Source organism: Flavobacterium sp. UBA4854 (assembly GCF_002399805.1).
In the GTDB taxonomy this organism is placed as follows: domain Bacteria; phylum Bacteroidota; class Bacteroidia; order Flavobacteriales; family Flavobacteriaceae; genus Flavobacterium; species Flavobacterium ginsengisoli.
Window position 1 is genome coordinate 7,871 of sequence record NZ_DHEI01000069.1, and the last position, 21,404, is coordinate 29,274.

Genomic DNA, 21,404 nt, shown 5'->3' on the forward strand with positions numbered 1-21,404 from the left:
TTGTTGTAAAGCAATGGCAATTCGATATTATCGTAAACAGAAAGCTCATCGATTAAGTTGAAGTTTTGAAAAATAAAACCAATGTTTTCTTTGCGCACTTGTGCTCTTCCTTTTTCTTTTAGACCAATCATTTCCTGATCTAATAATTTGTAGCTTCCGCCATCTGCGCTATCCAAAAGCCCGATTATATTTAACAAAGTCGATTTTCCACAGCCCGAAGGCCCCATGATAGTTAAAAAATCTCCTTTTTTTATTTCTACGTTGATACCGCTCAAAGCAGCAGTTTCTATTTCTTCTGTTCTAAAAACTTTGGTTAAATTCTGAATTGTGATCATAATTTTTAAGGTTTTGAAATGTTATTAAATACGTTTTTTGATTGATGATTGAAATTATGTTTTTGTTTATTTTGTTTCAAGTTTCAGGTTTCAAGTTGGTTGCAGTGTTAACGTGAAACCTGAAACTTGAAACAAAATAAACTATTCTTTATTTAGAGAAAGCTCTTCAATATCTTTATAATCGGTGTAAGAAGAAGTAACTACAGATTCGCCTTCTTTTAAACCTTCTAAAACTTCATAATATGAAGGATTTTCGCGTCCTAATTTGATATTTCTTCTTATCGCTTTGTTTCCGTTTACAACAAAAATCCATTTTCCTGCAGCTTCTTGATTAAACGCTCCTCTCGGAATCACTAAAGTTCTATTCTTTTCAGACAAAATCAGTTTTACGCCAAAGCTAAGTCCGTCCTGCAAGACAATATTTTCTTTACTTACAAAAGCAAGTTCTACAGTAAATCGTCCTCCTTTTACTTCTGGAATTACTTTGGTCACGACAACTTCAAGATTCTTGCCTTTAAATTCTACCTGTCCTTTTAAACCTTCTCTAAGTTTTTCTAGATAAAACTCGTCTACTTCGGCAATAAGTTTATATCCTTTGTTAGAATCAATTCTTCCAATGCTTGCGCCTGCTTGAAAAGTTTTTCCTAAAACCGGTTCAAAAGAGGTTAATCGTCCTGTTTCTGGAGCTGTAATTAAGAAGTTCTTTTTATTGTTTCTCAGAATATCTAAACTCTTTTCCATGGTCTGGATCGAACGGTTTATTTGAGAAATCTGAACCTGATTGCTTTGTTTTTCTTTTTGAATACTCTGTTGAATTGTTCTTTTGCGTTCTTCCTGAAAACGTAGGCTTTCTTTAAAAGTATTCCAGTCATTTTTAGAAATTACATCTTTCTCATACAACTTCGCATTCATATCATATAATCTCTTTGCATCATTGTAATCATGTTCAATCAAAACCAAATCTTTGTTTAAGTTTAGTTCTTGATTTCTAATGTTTAATTTTCCTGTATTTAGATTGTTGATTTGCTCAATAATAGCCGTTTCTTGAGTAAGATAATTCAATTCTGTGTTCGGATTGTACAAACGAGCCAGCGATTGTCCTTTGGTAACCATTGCGCCATTTTCTACAAAGATTTCTTTTACAGAACCTCCCTCGGTAACATTCACAAGCATAACATTCAAAGGTTCTACTTTTGCTTGAAAAACTACAAAATCTTCAAAAAAGGCTTTTTCTGCTTTTTGAATTACCAATTCGTCGGCTTTTACATTTAAAGTTCTTTTGGTGTTAAATGCAAAAACACTAATGGTTAGCAAAACTAAAAAAACAGCAATTGCTATTGCGAGATATCTAAATTTTTTACTTTTACGAGGAATTATAGTGTCCATTTTTTTAATTATTTTACTGATAGTCAATAGGTAAATACTGTGCCATAAAATTTATTATTTGCAAAGCATTGATTTTAAAGAGGCTCTAAAAAGCACTTCTAAAAAGTAGTGTCCAATAATGAACAGTTGACCGTTCGGAAGCGGACAGAAAAAAGACCACATGAGAAAAAAACTAGCCCAAATATTAGTTGTTGACGATCAGGAAGAAATTCTTTTTTCTGCAAAAATGATTCTTAAAAAACATTTCGAGACGATTTTTACAACTAATAGCCCCAAAAAAATCATTTCAATTTTAAGCGAAAATGACATAAATGTGGTTTTGCTAGATATGAATTACCGAATTGGGTTTGAAGATGGGCGAGAAGGCATTCATTGGCTAAAAGAAATTAAAACGCTTTCTCCGCAGACAGTCGTTATTTTAATGACCGCTTTTGGTAAAATTGAAACTGCTGTAGAAGGTATTAAAATTGGAGCTTTTGATTATGTGCTAAAGCCGTGGAATAACGAAAAATTGCTAGAAGTTATTGATAAAGCAGTTACAGAAAGCAGAAAAAATAGCAAAAAAACAACTACAGAAAAAGCAGAGAAGACCGAAAAGAAATATTTTGTCGGTACTTCGGCTAAAATAAAACAAGCGTATTCAATTGCCGACAAAGTAGCCAGAACAGATGCCAATGTTTTGATTTTGGGCGAAAACGGAACAGGAAAATATGTTTTTGCCGAATATATTCATCAGCATTCAGAAAGAAAAAATCAGCCTTTTGTACATGTAGATTTAGGTTCTCTAAGCGATAATTTATTTGAAAGTGAACTTTTTGGTTACGCTAAAGGTGCCTTTACAGATGCTAAAATTGATACTCCAGGACGTTTTGAAAATGCATCAAATGGAACTATTTTTTTAGATGAAATTGGGAATATTCCGCTTCATCTTCAAGCTAAATTATTGCATGTTTTACAGACTAAAACCGTAACACGTTTAGGAGAAAGTAAACCACGTCCGCTGAATGTTCGCGTTATTGCCGCAACAAACAGTGATATTAAAACCGAAGTAAAAAATAAAACATTCCGTGAAGATTTGTTGTATCGAATTAATACCATGGAAATCAATCTTCCGTCTTTACGCGAAAGAAAAGACGATATTGTGCCAATGGCAAATTTTATTCTAGAACAAATTTCCGAAAAATACAATCAGGAAAATTGGCATTTTGAAGATAATGCTGGGTCTTATCTTGAAAAATATCCTTGGAAAGGGAATGTTCGAGAAATGGAAAACAAAATAGAACGCGCTTTGATTTTGGCTGAAAACAATACCATTTCAGTAATGGATTTGGATATTTTGGACTTTGAAGAAATTCAGGAAAATGATGAAAATCCACTATCGGAAATGGAGAAAGGCGCAATCGAAAAAGCACTTTTCAAGCACAACGGAAACATCAGTAAGACTGCCGAAGAATTAGGTTTGTCTCGTGCAGCGTTGTACAGAAGAATAGAGAAATACGATTTGAAGAATTAGAACGAATAATAATTTTGCCACAGATTAAAGGATTTTCACAGATTTAAAATAAAAAAATCCTTTTTAATCCTTTTAATCTGTAGCAAAAAATAATAATAAATGAAAAACTGGAAATTTTATAATGCATTGTTTGTTAGAGTTCTATTTGTAATGGTGCTCTTCCTTGCCAGTGCATTATTATTCTATAAAGGATTTCAATACAACGCTTTATTGGTTGGTGTTTTCGTTTTGATTTTCTTATTTGAAATGTATTTTTTTGTCAAAAACCAATTGCTGTTTTATGACAAAACGATAAACTCTATTCTGCATGACGACTTTTCTGCCCATTTTCCAGAAGAACATAAAAAAGACAACTTCAATAGTCTGTATCATTTGTATGATACTTTAAAGGTTCAGAAACAAGAGCAGATTTCCAAAGAATTAATCTACCGTTCGATTTTGAACAGTATCGATACCGCCGCTTTAATCTTAGAGAAAGAAAATGAGGATTGGTCCATTTTTATAATGAATGACTGTTTTTCTAAGCTTTTTAAAGTACCAAAAGTAAGTCATTGGAAATACCTAAAAAACTATCTTCCGAGTTTGTGTGGCGAAATTGAAAAGGTTGGTTTTACCGAATTAAAAACCGCCATTTCTATCAAAATTGAAGATCAAGACTTGCAAACTTTTATGTTGCAGACTTCTTATACGCAAACTTACGATAAAGAGTATTTTATTATTTTATTAGACAGTATTCAACGCGTTATAGAGAAAAAAGAAAAAGAAGCGTGGATTAATTTGATGAAGATTATTTCGCATGAATTAATGAATTCTCTAACGCCAATTCGTGCGCTTTCGCAGAATTTACTTCATATTGTAGATCAGGAAGAGTTGGAAGAAGATGATTTTGAAGACATCAAAAGCAGTATTTCGACAATCATAAATAGAAGTGATCATTTGCAGTTTTTTGTGGAGAATTACCGTAAACTAGCAATGTTGCCTACGCCAAATAAACAAATGACGCCAATTAATGCTTTGTTTGAAGATTGTCTTCGAATTATGAGTCCGATTTTGAAGGAAGAAGGAATAGCATTGGTGAATGAAATACATAGTTCCCGTTCTATTATGATTGATAAAAATCAGATGGAGCAGGTAATAATCAATTTGATTACCAATAGTATTCATGCATTAAAAGAAAAAACTGAAAAGAAATTAATAATTTCCAGTTATACCGAAAATAATCGTTTTTTCATTGTGATTTCAGACAACGGAAAAGGTGTAGACGCAGAGATTCGAGATAAAGTTTTTCTTCCGTTTTTTACCACCAGAAAAGATGGAGCGGGAATTGGTTTGACGCTTTCTAAAAACATTATAGAAGCACATGGAGGTTATCTAAGCTATCAAACCGATGAAGATAAGACTAGTTTTGTGATTTGCTTGATTTAGTATTTTTGCCACAAAGGCGCGAAGTCGCAAAGTTTTTTTGTTCCCGCAGATTTTGCAGATTCGGCAGATTTTCTTTTTTATTCAAACCATAGAATCTGCTGAATCTGCGAGAGAAAAATAAAAATATAAATTCTTTCTTCTAAAATGAACTTATATCACTTATATGGTGAAAATGATTTAACCTTGAATTTCTGGTTTCCAGAAATGTTTCTCAAAATCTACAATCTGATTGTTTACGACTTTAATCCCTTCGTTCTCTAAAAGCTGTTGCATTAAATTGGTTCCGTCAAAATGATGTTTTCCTGTTAGAAGTCCTTTTTGGTTTACAACTCTATGCGCAGGAACATCATCCATATTATGACAAGCATTCATTGCCCAGCCTACCATTCGTGCAGAACGAGCTGTTCCTAATGCTTTTGCAATAGCGCCATAAGAAGTAACTTTTCCAAACGGAATTTGTCTGGCAATTACATACACTCTTTCAAAAAAATTCTCTTCTGCCATGATTATTTTGCCACAGATTAAAAGGATTAAAAGGATTTTAAAATTACTATTTATCTGCTAAAATCTGCAAAATCCGCTTGAAAATTATTTACCACAAAGAGAAAAAATCATTTTAATCCTTTTAATCTGTGGCTATAAAAATTAACCAAAGTAGTAATTTAGGATATTAAAAAGTGTTGCTACAGCGACTAATCCGGTAATGGTTCCGATAATGGTATTCATGTTACGCATGAAGTAATCGGTTTTCTTTTCTATTCTTCCGAAAAAAGCAATATAACTGTATAAAATCCCAAAAGCGCCAAGAACAGAACCTAATACGAATGTTAGTATGATTGGGTTTTGAAATGTAAAAAGATTGTATGAAGCCAACGTAACACTTACGACAACATAATACGGAATCGGAAAGAAGTTTAATCCCGAAAGCAGCATTCCGAGAAAGAAACTACTTTTTTTACTGCTCTTTTTTATTTTAGTTTTTTTCTTTGCTATTGGATCTTTCGCAAAAAATAAAAAGTAAATAGTTAAGATTGAAAAAATAACAAAACCAACTTCACGCAAGAGGGTAACAACATCTGGCCTATTGTCTATAACACGTGCAAATAATACTGCAACATAAGCCTGAAAGAAAATAACGATAACAGCGCCGATTACAAATGACAATGCATTCTTTTTTCCCTCTTTCATTTTTATTTTGGCCGCTGTCATATTGAGCAATCCCGGCGGAATTGTCCCAATGGCTGCAGCGATAAAACCTGAAAGTAAAGGAGTAAGATAGGTCATTTAGTTATTAAAATCGGTTAAATAAAGGTTTCAAAATTAAAGTTAGTCTTTAATTTTGAAACGAATATACGTAATTGCCTTATTAATTTCTAAATATTGTTTTTCGTAAAAAGTCTGGATAGAAGTCACAACTTCTGGGCTTCCTTCGTTTTTGTATACGTTATGATTTGCATATAAAACTTCGTGACCTTCACCGTGAAGTAACCCAAGAGTATAACCGTGCATAAATTCACTATCGGTTTTAAGATTTACGACACCGTCTTTTTTCAGGATTTTTTTGTACAATTTCAAGAACTCAGAATTGGTCATTCTATGTTTAGTTCTTTTATATTTGATTTGCGGATCTGGGAAAGTAATCCAGATTTCGTCTACTTCTCCTTCAGCAAAAATATGATTGATCAATTCGATTTGCGTACGAACGAAAGCAACATTATGAAGACCGTCTTCAACAGCAGTTTTAGCACCTCTCCAGAAACGCGCACCTTTAATGTCAATTCCAATAAAATTTTTGTTTGGGTATTTCTCTGCTAATCCAACAGAATATTCTCCCTTTCCGCATCCTAACTCTAAAACTAATGGATTATCATTTTTAAAGAAATCAGAATTCCATTTTCCTTTTAAAGGCATTAAATCGCCTACAACTTCTTCTCTGGTTGGTTGAAAAACGTTTTGAAATGTTTCGTTCTCTCTGAATCTCTTAAGTTTATTTTTACTTCCCACTTTTACAAAAATTTTCGGCAAAATTAAGGAATATAAACGAATGTAATGCTGTAAGTGGGTTTAAATGTTTTTTTGCCACAGATTTCACAGATTGAAAGGATTTTTTAAATGTTTTCGCCACGAATTACACGAATTTGCACGAATCATTTTAACTGCAATACAGAATAAAAATTAGTAAAAATTAGTGTAATTCGTGGCGAAAAAAAATCTTAACCGTAATGAGGCTCAGTAATTGGTTGCGCTTTTGGGTCAAGAGATTCATCGTGTTGAGATAAATCCAGTCCAATGTGTTCTGATTCTTCTGAAACTCTTAGCGGAATAATGAAATTGGTTACTTTAAACAAGAAATAAGCTCCGAAGAAAGTAAAGATCGAAACTAGAACCAATGCCATCATGTGATGTCCGAAAATATTCCATCCGCCGTGAAGTAAACTTGCATCTTCGCCGTGAGCGAAAATAGCAGTTAGAATCATTCCCATAATTCCACCAACACCGTGACAAGCAAAAACGTCAAGCGTATCGTCGAATTTTTTAGAATATTTACAGTTTACAGCTGTATTAGAAACCAAAGCTGTAATAAAACCGAAGAACATACTTTCTGGCACCGAAACAAATCCTGCAGCTGGTGTAATGGCAACTAAACCAACAACAGCACCAATACAGGCGCCTAGAGCAGAAACTTTTCTTCCGTTCATTCTATCAAAGAAAATCCAAGTTAACATGGCTGCAGCAGACGAAGTTGTCGTTGTTGCAAAAGCCATCGCAGCAGTTCCGTTGGCAGCAAGAGCAGATCCAGCATTGAATCCGAACCAGCCAAACCAAAGCATTCCTGTTCCTAATAAAACAAAAGGAATATTGGTTGGAATATGCTGGCTGTTTTTTCTTTTTCCTAAAACAATAACTCCTGCCAAAGCAGCAAAACCAGAACTCATGTGCACCACAGTTCCTCCTGCAAAATCTTTAACGCCAAAATAACTTCCTAAAACACCCGTCGGGTACCAAACCGCGTGACATAAAGGAGCATATATAAAAATGGTAAATAAACTAATGAAAACTAAATAAGAGATAAAACGAACGCGCTCTGCAAATGAACCTGTGATAATTGCAGGACAAATGATGGCAAATTTCATCTGAAACAAAGCAAAAAGCATAAACGGAATCGTATTGGCCAATTGTTTATGTGGTAGAACACCAACATAATCCATGAAAGCAAAAGTAGTCGGATTACCAAAAAAGCTGTAAAAATGATCTCCAGAACCAAAACCAACAGGTTCTCCAAAAGCCAAACTAAAAGCAACCACTACCCATAAAAGCGTAACTACACCTAGACAGATAAAACTTTGAAGCATGGTCGAAATAACGTTTTTCTTTCCTACCATTCCGCCATAGAAGAAAGACAATCCAGGAGTCATGATTAAAACCAGACAGCTTGAAGTAAGCATCCAGGCAACATCGGCAGGAACGATATGATCCGTAGTTCCAAATTCTGATAAAACATAATTATTTTCTGTAACTGTTGGCCAAAATGCCCCTATCGTACATACGACGCTTATCATGATAAAGGAGATAATCCAGCGTTTTTCTATTTTCATTTTTAAAATACTTTGTTTAACCCTATTTTTTTTGGGGTCAAAGTTAGAAAAAAATAAAGATTCTTGTTTTTAAGGCTGTTAAAATAGAGGTATAGGTTTTATTTTGATGAAATTTGTAAAATACAGGTTCTTTTTTTGACAGTATCTTATTCTAAAGTTACAAAAAAGCACTGTTTTTGCCGAATTAATTAAAAATAATCTGCTAACAGTGCTTCTAAAGTGCTCAAAAAGTTACGTTTATAATAAGAAAACCGTAAAATGTTTTATTTTTTCTGAAGTTTTGCAATCAAAGCGTCTTCAATTGGTGCTTTTATCTTCGTTACAGCATCAACTTCGTCATTCGGAATTGTCATCGATAGAACATAATGCTGAATTTTCCATTCGTTCCCCACTTTAACCAAAACTCCAGAACCGCGGCAGATTTTCATTTGTGTGTCTAACAATTCATCAAACCAAGCTATTTTTCCTGATTTATCAAAAAAGATATGGCGTTCTAAAGCTTTAAAATTCCAAGTTGTTCCTTTATCGAAAAAGGGTTTTGCCCAAACAGCAAATTCTTTTTTGGTCCAATTTTCGGTTGCATCAGTTCCAATGTAAATTGCGTCGTCTGCTAATACATTAAAGTAAGCATCAAATTTTACTTCGGCAGCCGCTTTATGCCAAGCATCTAATGTGTGATTGATTTTGTCTGTTTGCGCATTTGCAAAAGTTGCAGCGAATAAAAGGAGTAAAAGTATTTTTTTCATGAGATATATTATTTGAGTTTAAAGGTATAATTTTTTTTGAACCATATAAGTGATATAAGAAAACTAAAGAAAACGAATTATTGCCGCAAAGGCACCAAGGCACTAAGAATCTTTAAAATAAAACTTTGCGCCTTGGTGCCTTTGTGGCAAGCGTAAGTAAAGCTTAAATTATCTTACATTACTTATATGGTGTAATATCTCAAAAACCACTATATTTGATTTTCAATAAAAATACCCCAGTCATGAAGGCAAAAATACTTCTAAGCTCAATAGCTGTTACTTCTTTACTTTTTATTTCTTGTAAAAAGGAATTAGAACCGCAAGAAAGTACAGCAACCTCAGAATTAGTAAGATTAGGACTTGCAAAAGATACAACAAAACCTGCTGCGCCAGTAGCACAAACTCCTGCAACAAATCCAAATACGGTTTTAAGCGATACAAAAGGAATTAATCCTGCTCACGGACAGCCGGGACACCGCTGCGATATTGCAGTTGGAGCACCTTTAAATTCTGCACCACCACAACAAGGACAGGTTACAGCACAAGCAGGACAAACTGTACAAGTAAGTCAGCCACAAGTTGTAACTACCACTACGACAACACCAGTTAAAGTAGCAAAAGGGATGAATCCGCCTCATGGACAGCCAGGACATAGATGTGATATTCCGGTAGGATCACCATTAAATTCGCCTGTTGCAAAAAATACAGCAGCTTCAACTACAGCACAAACAGGAACAGTTACACAAAACTTTACTGTAAGCCCTCAGCCAAATGCAGTTCCAGCATTGTTGAGTACAGATGGAGGAGAAGCTACAGTAGCAGAAGGAATGAATCCGCCGCACGGAAAACCAGGTCACCGTTGCGATATTGCAGTTGGCGCACCGTTGCCTAAATAAAGTAAACCATATAAGTGATATAAGTAATTTAAGATTTTCACTTATTACGATCCATAAAAAAAGCGAAGCCGTAAAGTACTACTTTACGGCTTCGTTGCTTTGTGATGTAAACTTAAAATGAACTTATATCACTTATATGGTTTAAAAATAATATTAATGCGCTTTAATTTTTTCGAAAGTGCTCGTCAATGTTTTTTTAGCTTTGGCCAATGCACCGCTAAAAGCTTTTTCTAGAGTGTCGGCGTGTTCTGTAACCGTAATTGGCTGTAGTTTTACAGGACGAACTTCAATCACACACTTTTTGTCATGCAAGCTGAATTTTTCTCCATTTTCATCTCCAAAATGAATTTCTACGCGAGTAATTTTATCTTGAAAACGGTCTAAGCTTTTTTCTACTTCTCCAGAAAAATAACTTTCTAATCTTGCACTTCCTTCAATGTTTTTGTCGGTGTTGATTTGTACTTTCATAACAAATAAAATTTAATGATTCATTCTCAAACTTATTTATTTTAGAGGAAAAAGACAAGTGAGTTAAGGAAATATTATGAAATTTTAAACGATTTATTTTTCAATTTTGTAATTTCGATTTGGAGAAAAATATACTTATAGTATTTTATTTTTAAAACAAAGAAAAAACTTACAATTTATTTTGTTTTTCATATATTTGGAGTTCCTAAAATTCAAGATTATGAACACAAAAAAATTCTTGCCCATGTGGTATGCTGACGTTATTGGAAACAACCGTAGCGCGTTCTTGAATGCGCAGGACAGCTAAGCCACATGGGTTTTTTTATTCCTAAAATTCAAGATTATGAGTACCAACACCCTTTCCAAAGAAACCGAATTGAGGTTAACTGAATTCTTCAACAATTCAATTGATTCTAAAAGTATGGCAAAAACCATTAGGCAAGTCAATTTCCTAATTGCCTTAAATGCAATACGAGAAGATGGATTTATGAAAACTGAAACCGTAAATATTGAAGATGGTTTCTTTTGGTTAAATGAATTAGCCGAAATTCTTGATCCTTATTTGGGGATTGAGTAAGAAATGAGAAAAAGCCACTTAGGAAAGTGGCTTTTTTATTTTTTGAGTTATTGTTATCCCTTAAAAATGTTATTTCTGTGATATTCTAAATAATTTTCTCTTCCTGCGGTTGGAAGCATTGGATATTGTTTTTCTGGTGAGATGCTTAATTTTGAACAAGTCATCTTTGAAAGCCAGGGAGATATTATAATTTTTTTATCGTTGCTAAATGAAATAAAGCCACGATCAAAAAGTAAATCATAAGTTGGAGTCAACATAAAGCCATTTTTTGGATCAATTTTTTCATAATCATCTGATTTTACCCAAGGTTTAATATGACTTGCAATTAATAAACGATCGTCTGATATTAAAGTTATTGGGCAAAAAGGACATTCTTCTAGGAGAGCTTGTCTGTATTTTCCTTGACCTTTTCTTGCTCTTAATAATTGAGTTTTAACTTCTGTTGGCAATTCTTCTTCTTCAAGAATTTTAATTTCTTCTTCAATTACAAAAGGATTTTCATATTCGCCAAAATAATCTACAAAAGGTTTGAAATAAAAAATGAAATTTCCATTTGGGTCAATTAATTTAATTGCAGAAAGATAACTTATATTTGGCAAAGAAATTTCACGAATTAATTTATAAATAGGATCGTTGTCAGGAGCTTTAACGTATATTCTTGGGCCAGCAATTTGTGTCTGCTCTATTAAAGTAAAGTGTAATACCTCGTCAAGTTGTTCTATAGTATTCATTCTTTCTTGCCAAAGAGCAGGTAAGTTTTCTTTTCTTTGATAAGGTTGCTCAGGATTTTTATATTCTCCTTCGGAATTAAGTAAAAATTCTTTTAAATCTTTTTTTAATAAAAAACAGTTAAGATGAAATCCATTTTCTCCAAAAAAAGCTCTAGTTTCTGCATTTTCATTTCCAACATAAAATTTTGCTTCGCCATTTCCTCCTCCAATTTTATTTGATCGAGCTACAAATGAATCAGCAATTGTCATTTTTTCGATTGTGTCGACAATTTCAAATAAGTTGTTATTAATATTAATAGTTGCCATGACTGCTTTCTTCTAATTTTAAAAATTCTATTCGGTGATGTTTATAATACTCTTTATTGTAATCTGTAATTTCAATTTTTATACTTGATAAATTGTCAATTCCTTTGCATACAAGATCGATTGTTTTTTGATCAAGACGTTTCGACCATAAAACATAGCCATTTGGATCGAAAGAAATATAATATTTATCAAACAGTTTGTCGAATGTCGGACTTAGTAAAATACCATTGTTTGGGTCTACTCGTTCATCATTGTTGGATATGGACCAGGGCTTAATATGTCCCGCGACTAATAATTTTTCATGATTTATTCCTGTAAAAAGGCATTGATTTTTGTTTGAATTGAGAAGGTTTTTTCGGAAATTTGATTGACGAATTCGCATCTTAATAATTGCCTCTCTAACTGTTTCAATTTCCTGTTTGCTAAATTCTTCTATTCCGGAGAAAATTTGATTTATGTCATTTTTAATGGGGTAATTAAAATATAAAAAAAAGAATTCTTTATCTTCACTGTTATTGGTTGGTATATCGATTATGTACTCTAAAAGGTCTGAATAATTTAAAGATTCTTTCAACATTATTTGGCCATTGTTAATCAATATTATTTCAGAATGATTAAGGGCATTTTTAATTATATCTGTGTTTTTAACATGGCCAGGAAAAATTTCAAAATAGGCATCAGGCCAAGGTAATGGAGTTTTAGATTTGTAAAGTTTTTCACAGACTTTACTATGGATACTAAAAGGTTCTAGAGTTTTAAACAGATCAAATCTTTTAAAACTTCTTGTGTATGGATTAGGAACATAATATTTTGTAATCCAATTTTCTAAGTAAGAAGAGATTTCCTTATCAGAAGGAATGTATGTAAATCTAGGATAATAATTTTCATTTGATTCATAATAAAGACCTAATTGACAAGCTAGCTGATATGGTGTGTCGAAAAAATATTGTCCATAATTTTCATTGGTAATTTCTCTAGCTAAATCAGAATTCATTATTGCTTTTGGTAAAATTTCAATCAACTCTTTTGCAGTTTGAAAACTAGGATTTCGCCAACGACAAATAGGATCAGGTCCTCTTTCTTCTTTCATTAAGATCCAAATTTAGTTATATCCATTTGTTTCATTAAAGCAATAAATACATTTACAACAATGCTATTTCCAGCTTGTCGATACATTTGGGTGTCGCTAACAACTTGCTTAAAATCTTCCTTAAATCCCATTAGGCGTAGGCATTCTCTAGGAGTTAATTTTCTTATTTTTCCTTTATTATGGGTTACATAATTATCCACTCCTGAACGATGCATTTTATGCATAGACTGTAAAATAGGTCTTGCAATTTCTAAATCAGTCCCAACTGTTGTTTTAAATGATTTAGTACCAGTAGCTAACACATAAGCCTTTGTTTTTTCAGACAAATAATATTTTTCTTCAACATCATTTACATTAAAGATAAAGTCATTAAAACTGCTTTCTGCTTCTTCAAAAACAAAATCTCCATGCCAGTTAAATTGTTGATTTGCTTTTTGACATAAAGCAATTTCGCCATTTATTTGAGTGTATCTTTTATTTCTGTTTTTTGTACTTGTAACAAATTTTACTCCTTTTTCTTTTAAATAATATTTGCTATCAGTATAATCTTCAAGAAAATCTTGCATTTTATACTCTAATGGAATTTCTTCAGGAAATTGAAATTGAGTTTCAGTGTCTCTAAAACCAACAACAAAAATTCTTTCTCTATGTTGTGGAATTCCATAATCTTTTGAATTTAGTAGTTGATAGTTGATTTTATATCCTAATTCTTTAAAAGTTTCTTTTATAACTTTAAAAGTGTTCCCTTTATCATGATTTACTAACCCTTTTACATTTTCGAATATAAATACCTTAGGTTGACTTTCTTTTACAACTCTAGCAAATTCATAAAATAGTGTACCTCTTGTGTCTTCAAATCCTCTTCTTTTACCTACCATAGAAAATGATTGACAAGGACTTCCTCCAACTAGTAAATCTATGCCTCCTTCATATTTTGATCCGTCAATTTGTTTTACATCTTCATACCAGCTTTTTTCTGAAATTTCATAATTAGCAAAATAACTTTGTTTAACATGTTTGTCATTATCACAAGCAAATACGATTTCACTTTTTAAATCTAATCTTTCTAAAGCGTGTTCTATAGATCCTATTCCACTAAACATTGTTGCTAAGCGTATAGTTGCATTGGGATTGCTGAATTTTTTATCAACCCAGTTTTCTTTTTCGTAAAAGATATTAAACTGTGGTTCATTTACTTCTTCGTTGATAACTTCTTTGGTTTCTGCATATATCTTTTTCTTCATTTCTTAAAATTGTTATCGTTAAAAAAAGCTCCAAAATCAGTATTAAGAGCTGTTATTATTTTTTCTATTATTTCTATGGAAACATTTCGTTGACCTTTTTCAATGTCTGAGATATAATTTCTATCAACGTTGGAAATATTGGCTAAATACTCGATTGAGTATCCGTTTTTTTCTCGAAGTTCTTTGACCTTGAATCCGAATTTTTCTTTGATATTCATAGTGTATAAAAATAGTTTTGTGCGTACAATTGACCTGCATACAATTGGCCTCAAAAATATTTAGTTTTCAACTGGATATTAACCATGAGATTTGAGTTTTATTGTAAAGAATAATCAATGAAAATTCCTCATTCCTCGGAATGACAAAAAATGTGAAATTACTCAAAGCAATGAAATCACCCCTTATCCTTCTTCCCCCACTTAACCTTCATTTTCCCTTCATTATCATAAGCAATCAAATGCAGGACAATTCCGCGTTCGCGAACAGCTTTTCGTTCTTCTTTGGTGGCGAGTTTGGCGTCGTTTTTAGAATTTCTTAGCGGGATGGTAAGGGCAAGATTGGTGCCTCGGCCGAAAGAGTAAATGCCATTTATGTCAAAATTTAAGACGCTAGAACTTATGGTAAGTTTATTGACATCGATTTGTTCGCCGCGAAGATTGAGCGAACCCGACAAATCGCTAAAAGTAATATTCTCTACATCGCGAAACGGAAAAGCAAATTTGCCGACTTTCATAATCGGTTCAAAATTGAGTAATGCGCCTTGGTTGACATTAAAATCTAGTTTTCCTTTCATCGAATTCACAATCAAATCGCCGGTACTGCTCATTAAACCTGCTACGTTTGCATTACTGGTTAATCGGCCGCGAATGTTTTTTGGACTGAAAGATTTAATTCCGAAGTTGTTGAAAGATCTTAAAAAACTCGCAATATCAACTCTGTTTACCTGTGCGTTTGAAGTAAAAACATATTGGTTGCCACTTGGCTGTACAGAACCGCTAAACGTTATGCTTCCGCCAGAAGTCTGCAGTGTTCCGTTTTTAAGTAAAATCTTCGAATCTAGCATCTGGATTGTGGCCAGAGTATTGGTTGCCGTAAGCGATCCGTAAGTGATTTTATCGGCTTTGAGGTTAATTACAGCAGCACATTTTTCAATTACAGATCGTAACTGATTCGTAAAATTGACATTCTTTTTTACTGGTTTTTTCTCCGCCACTTTTTGTTTAGGAGAATTTTCTAAAACGCCTATAAATTGTTTTACATCAATATTTGGACAATAAATATTCCAGTTTACGACCATTTTTTCGGGTGCGTCGTAATAGAGATTTAAGAAATTATCGATTTTTCCGTCAATACGGATAATGTTCTTTTTGTGTTTGTAGGCTATTTTTTTAATGTAAAGTGCTTCTTGTGTAAAAGACAATTGTACAGCCGTTTTTTCGGCATGAATCTTTTTCGGAATATAATCGAATGTGGCATCAGCAATATCTACATCGCCTGTAAATTTTGGTTTATTGATGTACAAATCGACAATATCAAACTGAAATTTCAAATTGGCTTTGGCATGACCGCTTTCAAAATGAAGCATTCTCTCATTCATCATTCCGTTGAGTTTCGAAATGTCAAAGTCAGAATTTACAACTCCTGTGGCAATCGGTTTTTCGAGATTATTGATAACTGCTTGTGCAATTGTCAACGGAATACTTGCGTATTCGGCTTTAAAATTGGTTAAAATAATAGCCGAGTTCGGATCGCTGGATTCCTTTTCGGGTTTAAAAGTGTTAGTGAAAATTCCTTTGAAACTGCAATTGGTAAACAAACCGTCTGGAATGCTCACTTCGTTATCGCGAATGTCTGCCTGAACTACAATTTTAGGATCGCCTTCTACATTCAAATCGCCTTTTATGTCGCAGTTTACCTTAATCGGTTTTTTGATGTCAAATTGGTTAAGTTTAGAACTAATATTTGCAGACAATAAATTGGAAGCATTTCGCCATAAAATATCCGTTCCGATATTGATTCCAAAAAGCGAATTGTTTTTTCCGATATTAAAATAAGCGACAATATCAAAAACGTCAGAACCAATTTTAAGTCCTTTGGTTTTAATATCTATTTTCTGATTGGCTTCAGCATACGAAATATCAAAATTGCCTTCCAGAACTTTTTCCTTAACAAAACTTCCGTGAACGGTATTAAAGGCTAGACTATTAATTTGGGTTTTCAAATACAAATTAGTCTGCCAGTTATTGTCGCCATAATTTACTTTAGATTCTAAACTCGCCACATCAAAATCAAACAATTTATGTCCCAGATGATTGTCAATAATTACATGAACATCGTTGAGGTTTACTTCGTCAATTGTCGTTTCGGGTTTCTCTTTGTCGGTTTGTGTTTTCTTCTTTTTCGGTTTAAAAATATTGACGTTAGAATAACCATTTTCGGCTTTATAAATATAAATATCAGCGTCGTTGATTAAGATTTTATGAATGTTGATTTCGTGCTGCAGCAAACTCAAAATGTTCAAACGCGCTTCGATTTCTTTTGCTCTCAACAAAGTATGTTTGTGGCTTTGCCATTGATTGTCTTTTATTTCGACATCATTTAGCGCCAATGTAAAGTTCGGGAAACCAGTTAGAAATTTATAATGAAAATCTCTAATATGGAATTTGCCATTTATATTTTCGTTGATTTTAGTATTGACTTTAGCAATAATTTCGGCTTTATTGCGATTGAAGTATATAGACAAACCTCCGCAGGCAAGCAAAAGAATTACAATTAAGCCCAAGATAAAATATCCAAAACGTTTGGCATATTTTTTAAAAGAATCAGATTGCAGAAAGGATTTGGTTTTGGATAAAGCTTCTTTCATAGTAGCTGAATTTTGAATGTATTAAAGATACTACAAAAAATATTAACTTTTTATTGGTTTGATTTTCAAGCAAATAAATTGTAATTTTAAAGTTATTTAGCTTATAATTAATGATAATACATTTATAACGAAAACTAATTTAGTAATGGTGTTTGATTTATTTTAAATTTTTAAATTTGTACTGTAGTTTGAAAGTTAATATTTCAGACCTAATTTTAATCTTAATATATTATGGCATTAGCAATAACAGATGCTACTTTTGATGAAGTAGTTTTAAAATCAGATAAACCAGTAATGGTAGATTTTTGGGCAGCATGGTGTGGTCCTTGTAGAATGGTTGGTCCAATCATTGACCAATTAAGCGAAGAGTACGCTGGTAAAGTAGTTGTTGGTAAAGTAGATGTAGATGCTAACCAAGAATTTGCTGCAAAATATGGTGTGCGTAACATACCAACCGTTTTGGTGTTTCATAACGGTGAAGTAGTAGGAAAACAAGTAGGAGTAGCTCCGAAACAAACCTACGCAGATAGTTTAGACGCTTTATTGTAATCTTAGATTACGATTGATATAAAAAAGGTCCGACGAAAGTTGGACCTTTTTTATTGGGTTTGTTTTTTTTGCCACAAATTTCACGAATTAACACGAATTAAATTTGTGAAAATTTGTGAAATTGCTTCGCCTGTTCGCTATCGCTCGAGTCGTGGCAGAAAACCTTTTTATTTTGTTTGAAAATCAATTAGTGGCTGTGAGTTTCGCTGTTTTCATAACCCAAAACCGTAATCATATAAGGCGTACTAGAAACCTTAGTCTTTTTAATTTCCAATGTAGTAAGGTTTACTCGCACTAATTCTCCAGTGGTTGGCGAAGTAATGTAAGCAAAACGGTCTGTAACTGCCATTTGAGGTTTTAGTGTAGCATCTGTAGCCGTTTCTGCAGTTGCTTTAGTTTCTTTTACAGCTTGCAAACTGTTAATATCATAAAGTTTAAACTCTCCAGAATGCAATAAAACAGCTAGTTTTTTGCGATCGTAACTTGTTTTGCATTGCATAATGGTTGTGTTCGCAATAATTGGTTTTACGGTATTAGCAACAACATCAATTAAATAAGCGCCTTTTGCAGCTGTATAACCAATGAATTTTCCAGCAGAAGCCGTTTCTAAAATACTTCCAAACCAAGCTGTTCCAAAATCTGATGGATGATCGATTAGTTTTTGGTTTCCGTTGCTTTCTACAACCAAAATTCCGCTTGACGAACCAAAAACGGCATAAACACCGTCTGAAGCATTTCCATGAATTCCTTTTGTCGCAATTTTAGCATCAAAAAGTGTTTTCCCTGTGTTGTCAATGATTTTTACTTTTTCTGGAAGTGTTCCTGTTACTGAATTGTCTTTCTCAGTGATCGCATAAGTTCCGTTTGTAAAAGTTGCCATTGCGCCGTGATGAGCCAGTAAACCTGCATTTATCGTTTTGAAAGTTGAGCCAGCTTTGTTTACATCGGCTTCTTTACCAACAGAAAGCGTTCCGTCTCCGTCATTAAAAGTCAAGATTTCTCCAATTTTACTTTTAAAATGCGTTGGTTTTAATGCGCTTGTCGCTAAAATTCCAAATTTTGGAACATCATCAACATCAATATGATCACCGTGTAATTCTAATCCGCTGTCAAAAGTTTCTACGAAATTATTGTCTCTGTGAACAATTCCCGCATAACGTCCAGATTCTGTTGTGTACAAAGACGATTTTGGAAATTTAGTAGTAAAAGAACTGATTTTATCTTCATGCGGATCAAAAAGTGTTAACTCTGTAGTTTTTTCGTCAGAAAGTAAAACTCGAACAAAAGTGTGTTCTTCTGATGTGTCGTGATCGTGATCGTGATCATCGTGATTGTCATCGTCGTTGCTGCACGAAACCGCAAAAAGCGATAAAGCAAATAAAAGTAATAATTTGTAAAACTTGTTTTTCATTGTAATAAAGGATTTAAAATTTGTAAATAATTGAGTTTTGAATGGTTTGCTTATCGCGAAAACGAAAACGGAATCTTCATAGAAACAATAATGTTTCGTCCCGCTTCTGGAAGTTCGATAAGTCGATAAAAGCTGGTATGATTTAAATATCTTGTATTAAATAAATTTTGGATCTGAATATTGAGACTGATATCCTGTTTTCCTGTTTTAATTTTTGAGCCAAAAGCCACATTAAAAACATGACTTTCAGCCGTTTTTTTCTCAGGCGGAACAATATTATTTTGCTGCGCCGTAAAACGATAATCAATAGAAAAATAAGGTTCTTTTAAAAAGGAGATTTGAGGTTCATAATTCAATCCGAACAAAACAGATGGCGGTGGCGAAAACGGAATTGTATAGCCTTTTTTGCTTCCTGATTTTTGTTCTGAATAAAGATATTCGGCACCAATTTCTGCACTTAAAGATTTTAGGAAATAATAACGAGTTTGAAATTCCGCGCCATAACGAAAGACTTTACTTTGTTCATATTCAAAAACCTGATTTCCTGCGCCATAATAAATATCGTGCGCTGAAGTTGGATTGAGATAAATGAAATTCGGGAAATAGTTAACAAACGGCGTCAGTTGAAAAGAGAGGTTTTGTGCTTTCCATTCCATTCCTAAATCCAATTGATACGAACGTTCTGCATCCAAATTCGGATTTCCTTTTTCGAATCGGAAATAATGATAATTTACGCCATTTGAAGCCAGTTCTTTGGCAATTGGCATTCTAAAACTCGAACCCAAATTGGCTTTCAGCGAAAGCTTTCCAGGATTATAATTTGCACCAATCGACCATGTAAAACTGTCAAAGGTTTTGGTCAAATCTTGAGAACGCTGTAAATATTCCATTTCCGTATGATTGTTTTCAGAAACGGGACTTTGAAACCAATCGTAATACGATTTCATTTTTATTTTTCCGTAATCGTAACGAACAGCGCCGTTTAAAAACCATTTTTCGTTCAGTTCAATTTTATCGTAGGCAAATAAACCAGCGTTAAATTGTGTGAAAGACGGAATTAAAAAACTCCATCCGCCAATTTCATTTTGCTGAAAAACTATATTAGAACCAATCGTAATTTGATGATTATTAATTCTGAATTCATCTTTAGCAGAAAACGACCAGACATCTTTATCATATTGACGTTCCAAATCTTGTCGAGCGTACATGTTTTCAGGATAAATTGGCGGCATATAACCGTGATTGACATAATGGCTATATTCTCTTCTAAAATTATTCTGAAAACCAATCTGTGTTTCAAAAGCATGATTTCCGAATTGAAAAGAGGTAGTATTGCTAACTTTCAAATGATTGACTTGCTGATACGGCATCAAAATATCACGGCTCGATTTGTCGTGTAATTCCAGATCTACATTTCGAGGTTCGAGTCCGTGCGCATTCGCGAAAAATCCGCTTTTGGTATGCACATTACTGAAATAGAAAACCGATTTAAAATGTTCTCCAGAATAACCCGAACTTAAATGGAAATCAAGTTCTTTTCCAGCCGTATTTCTAAGATGATTTTTATATAACGGAACAGCATAACTATACACATGAACCATATCTGTTGGAACGCGATAATCGCCGTAATCCATTGTGGTTACTCGAGAATCAAAGAACCAATTTTCGTTTCTTCCAAATAAATTAATAGAACTTCCAAATTGCGCATTGTTGCTTTTTCCGGTAAGATCAACGCTTCCGCCAAAAGTGTTTTGTAGTGGAAGAGACAAAGGCTTAATGTTTACCGCACCGCCCACAGCATCAGATCCGTAAATAAATGAAGAAGGACCTTTTATAATTTCTACCCGATTGACAGCATATTGATCGATTTCCAGTCCGTGATCGGCGCCCCATTGCTGGCCTTCGTGTTTCAAGCCATTCTCCACCACAATAACCTGATTGAAACTCAAACCACGAATAAGCGGTTTTGAGCCTCCAGAGCCAATCGAAATAGTTTTAACGCCAGGCAATTTCTGCAAAGACTGCATCAAACTTCCGCCAAGATTACGCTGAATGAAACTATTGTTTACCGTTTCAATATTTAGTGATTCTTCTTTTTTGCGTTTTTCAATAGAATTTCCGTTAACTAAAACTTCGTTAAGTTCTTTGATTTCTGGTTTCTTTTCTGAAGGCTGATTTTGAGAAAAAGCTTCGGTCGCAACCAATAAACTGATAAGTAAAAAACAAAATTTCCAATACTTGGATAAGGCATTCTTCATTAATCTG

At 33.5% G+C, this 21,404-nt stretch carries 20 protein-coding genes; 5 read left to right on the plus strand and 15 right to left on the minus strand.

All coding sequences use genetic code 11. The features are described 5' to 3' along the window. Positions 1-335 (minus strand): ABC transporter ATP-binding protein (locus tag B3J44_RS09775; protein WP_286968186.1); only part of this gene is annotated, 335 nt, incomplete at its 3' end. A 141-nt stretch (positions 336-476) separates the two neighbouring features. Then, the gene (locus tag B3J44_RS09780) at positions 477-1,721 is read right to left on the minus strand and encodes an efflux RND transporter periplasmic adaptor subunit (protein ID WP_111425965.1); all 1,245 of its coding nucleotides are present in this window, start codon (positions 1,719-1,721) and stop codon (positions 477-479) included. 160 nt (positions 1,722-1,881) lie between these two features. On the opposite strand from B3J44_RS09780, the gene B3J44_RS09785 reads away from it, so the two are divergent. Together B3J44_RS09785 and B3J44_RS09790 are read left to right on the plus strand one after the other, a co-directional pair. Then, a complete protein-coding gene (locus B3J44_RS09785) occupies positions 1,882-3,234 on the plus strand; it encodes a sigma-54-dependent transcriptional regulator (protein ID WP_286968188.1) in 1,353 nt (450 codons plus the stop codon). A gap of 99 nt (positions 3,235-3,333) precedes the next feature. Continuing rightward, complete coding sequence (locus B3J44_RS09790; RefSeq protein WP_286968191.1) at positions 3,334-4,659, plus strand: sensor histidine kinase; 1,326 nt, start codon at positions 3,334-3,336, stop codon at positions 4,657-4,659. A 177-nt stretch (positions 4,660-4,836) separates the two neighbouring features. Here the strand turns inward: B3J44_RS09790 and B3J44_RS09795 are convergent, their stop codons facing one another. From B3J44_RS09795 to B3J44_RS09815, 5 genes are all read right to left on the minus strand, one after another. Further along, entirely contained in the window at positions 4,837-5,163 is a 327-nt protein-coding gene (locus B3J44_RS09795) for an MGMT family protein (protein WP_286968192.1), read from the minus strand. Between the two features lie 141 nt (positions 5,164-5,304). Beyond that, entirely contained in the window at positions 5,305-5,943 is a 639-nt protein-coding gene (locus B3J44_RS09800) for a LysE family transporter (protein ID WP_111286085.1), read from the minus strand. Positions 5,944-5,985: 42 nt separating this feature from the next. Then, a complete protein-coding gene (gene trmB / locus B3J44_RS09805; protein WP_095929742.1) occupies positions 5,986-6,663 on the minus strand; it encodes a tRNA (guanosine(46)-N7)-methyltransferase TrmB in 678 nt (225 codons plus the stop codon). A 209-nt stretch (positions 6,664-6,872) separates the two neighbouring features. Next, positions 6,873-8,255: an ammonium transporter gene (locus B3J44_RS09810; protein ID WP_286968193.1), complete on the minus strand. Its 1,383-nt coding sequence runs from the start codon at positions 8,253-8,255 to the stop codon at positions 6,873-6,875. A 263-nt stretch (positions 8,256-8,518) separates the two neighbouring features. Beyond that, positions 8,519-9,001, minus strand: coding sequence for a nuclear transport factor 2 family protein (locus B3J44_RS09815; protein ID WP_286968194.1), 483 nt, complete (start codon positions 8,999-9,001; stop codon positions 8,519-8,521). A 242-nt stretch (positions 9,002-9,243) separates the two neighbouring features. Here B3J44_RS09815 and B3J44_RS09820 point away from each other — a divergent pair, with 242 nt between their 5' ends. Beyond that, the gene (locus tag B3J44_RS09820; protein ID WP_286968195.1) at positions 9,244-9,897 is read left to right on the plus strand and encodes a hypothetical protein; all 654 of its coding nucleotides are present in this window, start codon (positions 9,244-9,246) and stop codon (positions 9,895-9,897) included. A gap of 153 nt (positions 9,898-10,050) precedes the next feature. Here B3J44_RS09820 and B3J44_RS09825 read toward each other — a convergent pair whose 3' ends face one another. Beyond that, positions 10,051-10,365 carry an HPF/RaiA family ribosome-associated protein gene (locus B3J44_RS09825; RefSeq protein WP_111286077.1) on the minus strand — a complete coding sequence of 105 codons (315 nt, stop codon included), beginning with the start codon at positions 10,363-10,365 and terminating at the stop codon, positions 10,051-10,053. 343 nt (positions 10,366-10,708) lie between these two features. Between B3J44_RS09825 and B3J44_RS09830 the strand changes: the two genes are divergently transcribed. Beyond that, complete coding sequence (locus tag B3J44_RS09830; protein WP_066032999.1) at positions 10,709-10,942, plus strand: hypothetical protein; 234 nt, start codon at positions 10,709-10,711, stop codon at positions 10,940-10,942. Positions 10,943-10,995: 53 nt separating this feature from the next. On the opposite strand, the gene B3J44_RS09835 is transcribed toward B3J44_RS09830, so the two are convergent. From B3J44_RS09835 to B3J44_RS09855, 5 genes are all read right to left on the minus strand, one after another. After that, positions 10,996-11,979: an HNH endonuclease gene (locus tag B3J44_RS09835; RefSeq protein ID WP_286968197.1), complete on the minus strand. Its 984-nt coding sequence runs from the start codon at positions 11,977-11,979 to the stop codon at positions 10,996-10,998. Then, entirely contained in the window at positions 11,966-13,069 is a 1,104-nt protein-coding gene (locus B3J44_RS09840; protein WP_286968198.1) for an HNH endonuclease, read from the minus strand. The genes B3J44_RS09835 and B3J44_RS09840 overlap by 14 nt, the downstream gene beginning before the upstream one ends. Beyond that, positions 13,069-14,313, minus strand: a complete 1,245-nt coding sequence (locus B3J44_RS09845; protein ID WP_286968199.1) for a DNA cytosine methyltransferase — start codon at positions 14,311-14,313, stop codon at positions 13,069-13,071. The genes B3J44_RS09840 and B3J44_RS09845 overlap by 1 nt, the downstream gene beginning before the upstream one ends. Continuing rightward, positions 14,310-14,531, minus strand: a complete 222-nt coding sequence (locus B3J44_RS09850) for a helix-turn-helix domain-containing protein (protein WP_286968200.1) — start codon at positions 14,529-14,531, stop codon at positions 14,310-14,312. Before B3J44_RS09850 ends, B3J44_RS09845 begins: the two co-directional genes overlap by 4 nt. A 176-nt stretch (positions 14,532-14,707) precedes the next feature. After that, positions 14,708-17,179 carry an AsmA family protein gene (locus B3J44_RS09855; RefSeq protein WP_286968201.1) on the minus strand — a complete coding sequence of 824 codons (2,472 nt, stop codon included), beginning with the start codon at positions 17,177-17,179 and terminating at the stop codon, positions 14,708-14,710. A 231-nt stretch (positions 17,180-17,410) separates the two neighbouring features. On the opposite strand from B3J44_RS09855, the gene trxA reads away from it, so the two are divergent. Next, the gene (gene trxA / locus B3J44_RS09860; protein ID WP_068844792.1) at positions 17,411-17,728 is read left to right on the plus strand and encodes a thioredoxin; all 318 of its coding nucleotides are present in this window, start codon (positions 17,411-17,413) and stop codon (positions 17,726-17,728) included. A gap of 187 nt (positions 17,729-17,915) precedes the next feature. On the opposite strand, the gene B3J44_RS09865 is transcribed toward trxA, so the two are convergent. Continuing rightward, the gene (locus B3J44_RS09865) at positions 17,916-19,139 is read right to left on the minus strand and encodes a hypothetical protein (protein ID WP_286968203.1); all 1,224 of its coding nucleotides are present in this window, start codon (positions 19,137-19,139) and stop codon (positions 17,916-17,918) included. Positions 19,140-19,189: 50 nt separating this feature from the next. Continuing rightward, positions 19,190-21,397, minus strand: a complete 2,208-nt coding sequence (locus tag B3J44_RS09870) for a TonB-dependent receptor (protein WP_286968204.1) — start codon at positions 21,395-21,397, stop codon at positions 19,190-19,192. Positions 21,398-21,404: the final 7 nt, after the last annotated feature.

Coding starts and splice junctions, on each gene's coding strand:
- B3J44_RS09825 (WP_111286077.1), bottom strand. CDS start 10,365: ATGAAAGTACAAATCAACACCGACAAAAACATTGAAGGAAGTGCAAGA.
- B3J44_RS09840 (WP_286968198.1), bottom strand. CDS start 13,069: ATGAAAGAAGAAAGAGGACCTGATCCTATTTGTCGTTGGCGAAATCCT.
- B3J44_RS09795 (WP_286968192.1), bottom strand. CDS start 5,163: ATGGCAGAAGAGAATTTTTTTGAAAGAGTGTATGTAATTGCCAGACAA.
- B3J44_RS09845 (WP_286968199.1), bottom strand. CDS start 14,313: ATGAAGAAAAAGATATATGCAGAAACCAAAGAAGTTATCAACGAAGAA.
- B3J44_RS09780 (WP_111425965.1), bottom strand. CDS start 1,721: ATGGACACTATAATTCCTCGTAAAAGTAAAAAATTTAGATATCTCGCA.
- trxA (WP_068844792.1), top strand. CDS start 17,411: ATGGCATTAGCAATAACAGATGCTACTTTTGATGAAGTAGTTTTAAAA.
- B3J44_RS09790 (WP_286968191.1), top strand. CDS start 3,334: ATGAAAAACTGGAAATTTTATAATGCATTGTTTGTTAGAGTTCTATTT.
- B3J44_RS09870 (WP_286968204.1), bottom strand. CDS start 21,397: ATGAAGAATGCCTTATCCAAGTATTGGAAATTTTGTTTTTTACTTATC.
- B3J44_RS09800 (WP_111286085.1), bottom strand. CDS start 5,943: ATGACCTATCTTACTCCTTTACTTTCAGGTTTTATCGCTGCAGCCATT.
- B3J44_RS09785 (WP_286968188.1), top strand. CDS start 1,882: ATGAGAAAAAAACTAGCCCAAATATTAGTTGTTGACGATCAGGAAGAA.
- B3J44_RS09850 (WP_286968200.1), bottom strand. CDS start 14,531: ATGAATATCAAAGAAAAATTCGGATTCAAGGTCAAAGAACTTCGAGAA.
- B3J44_RS09810 (WP_286968193.1), bottom strand. CDS start 8,255: ATGAAAATAGAAAAACGCTGGATTATCTCCTTTATCATGATAAGCGTC.
- B3J44_RS09830 (WP_066032999.1), top strand. CDS start 10,709: ATGAGTACCAACACCCTTTCCAAAGAAACCGAATTGAGGTTAACTGAA.
- B3J44_RS09855 (WP_286968201.1), bottom strand. CDS start 17,179: ATGAAAGAAGCTTTATCCAAAACCAAATCCTTTCTGCAATCTGATTCT.
- B3J44_RS09820 (WP_286968195.1), top strand. CDS start 9,244: ATGAAGGCAAAAATACTTCTAAGCTCAATAGCTGTTACTTCTTTACTT.
- B3J44_RS09835 (WP_286968197.1), bottom strand. CDS start 11,979: ATGGCAACTATTAATATTAATAACAACTTATTTGAAATTGTCGACACA.
- B3J44_RS09815 (WP_286968194.1), bottom strand. CDS start 9,001: ATGAAAAAAATACTTTTACTCCTTTTATTCGCTGCAACTTTTGCAAAT.
- B3J44_RS09865 (WP_286968203.1), bottom strand. CDS start 19,139: ATGAAAAACAAGTTTTACAAATTATTACTTTTATTTGCTTTATCGCTT.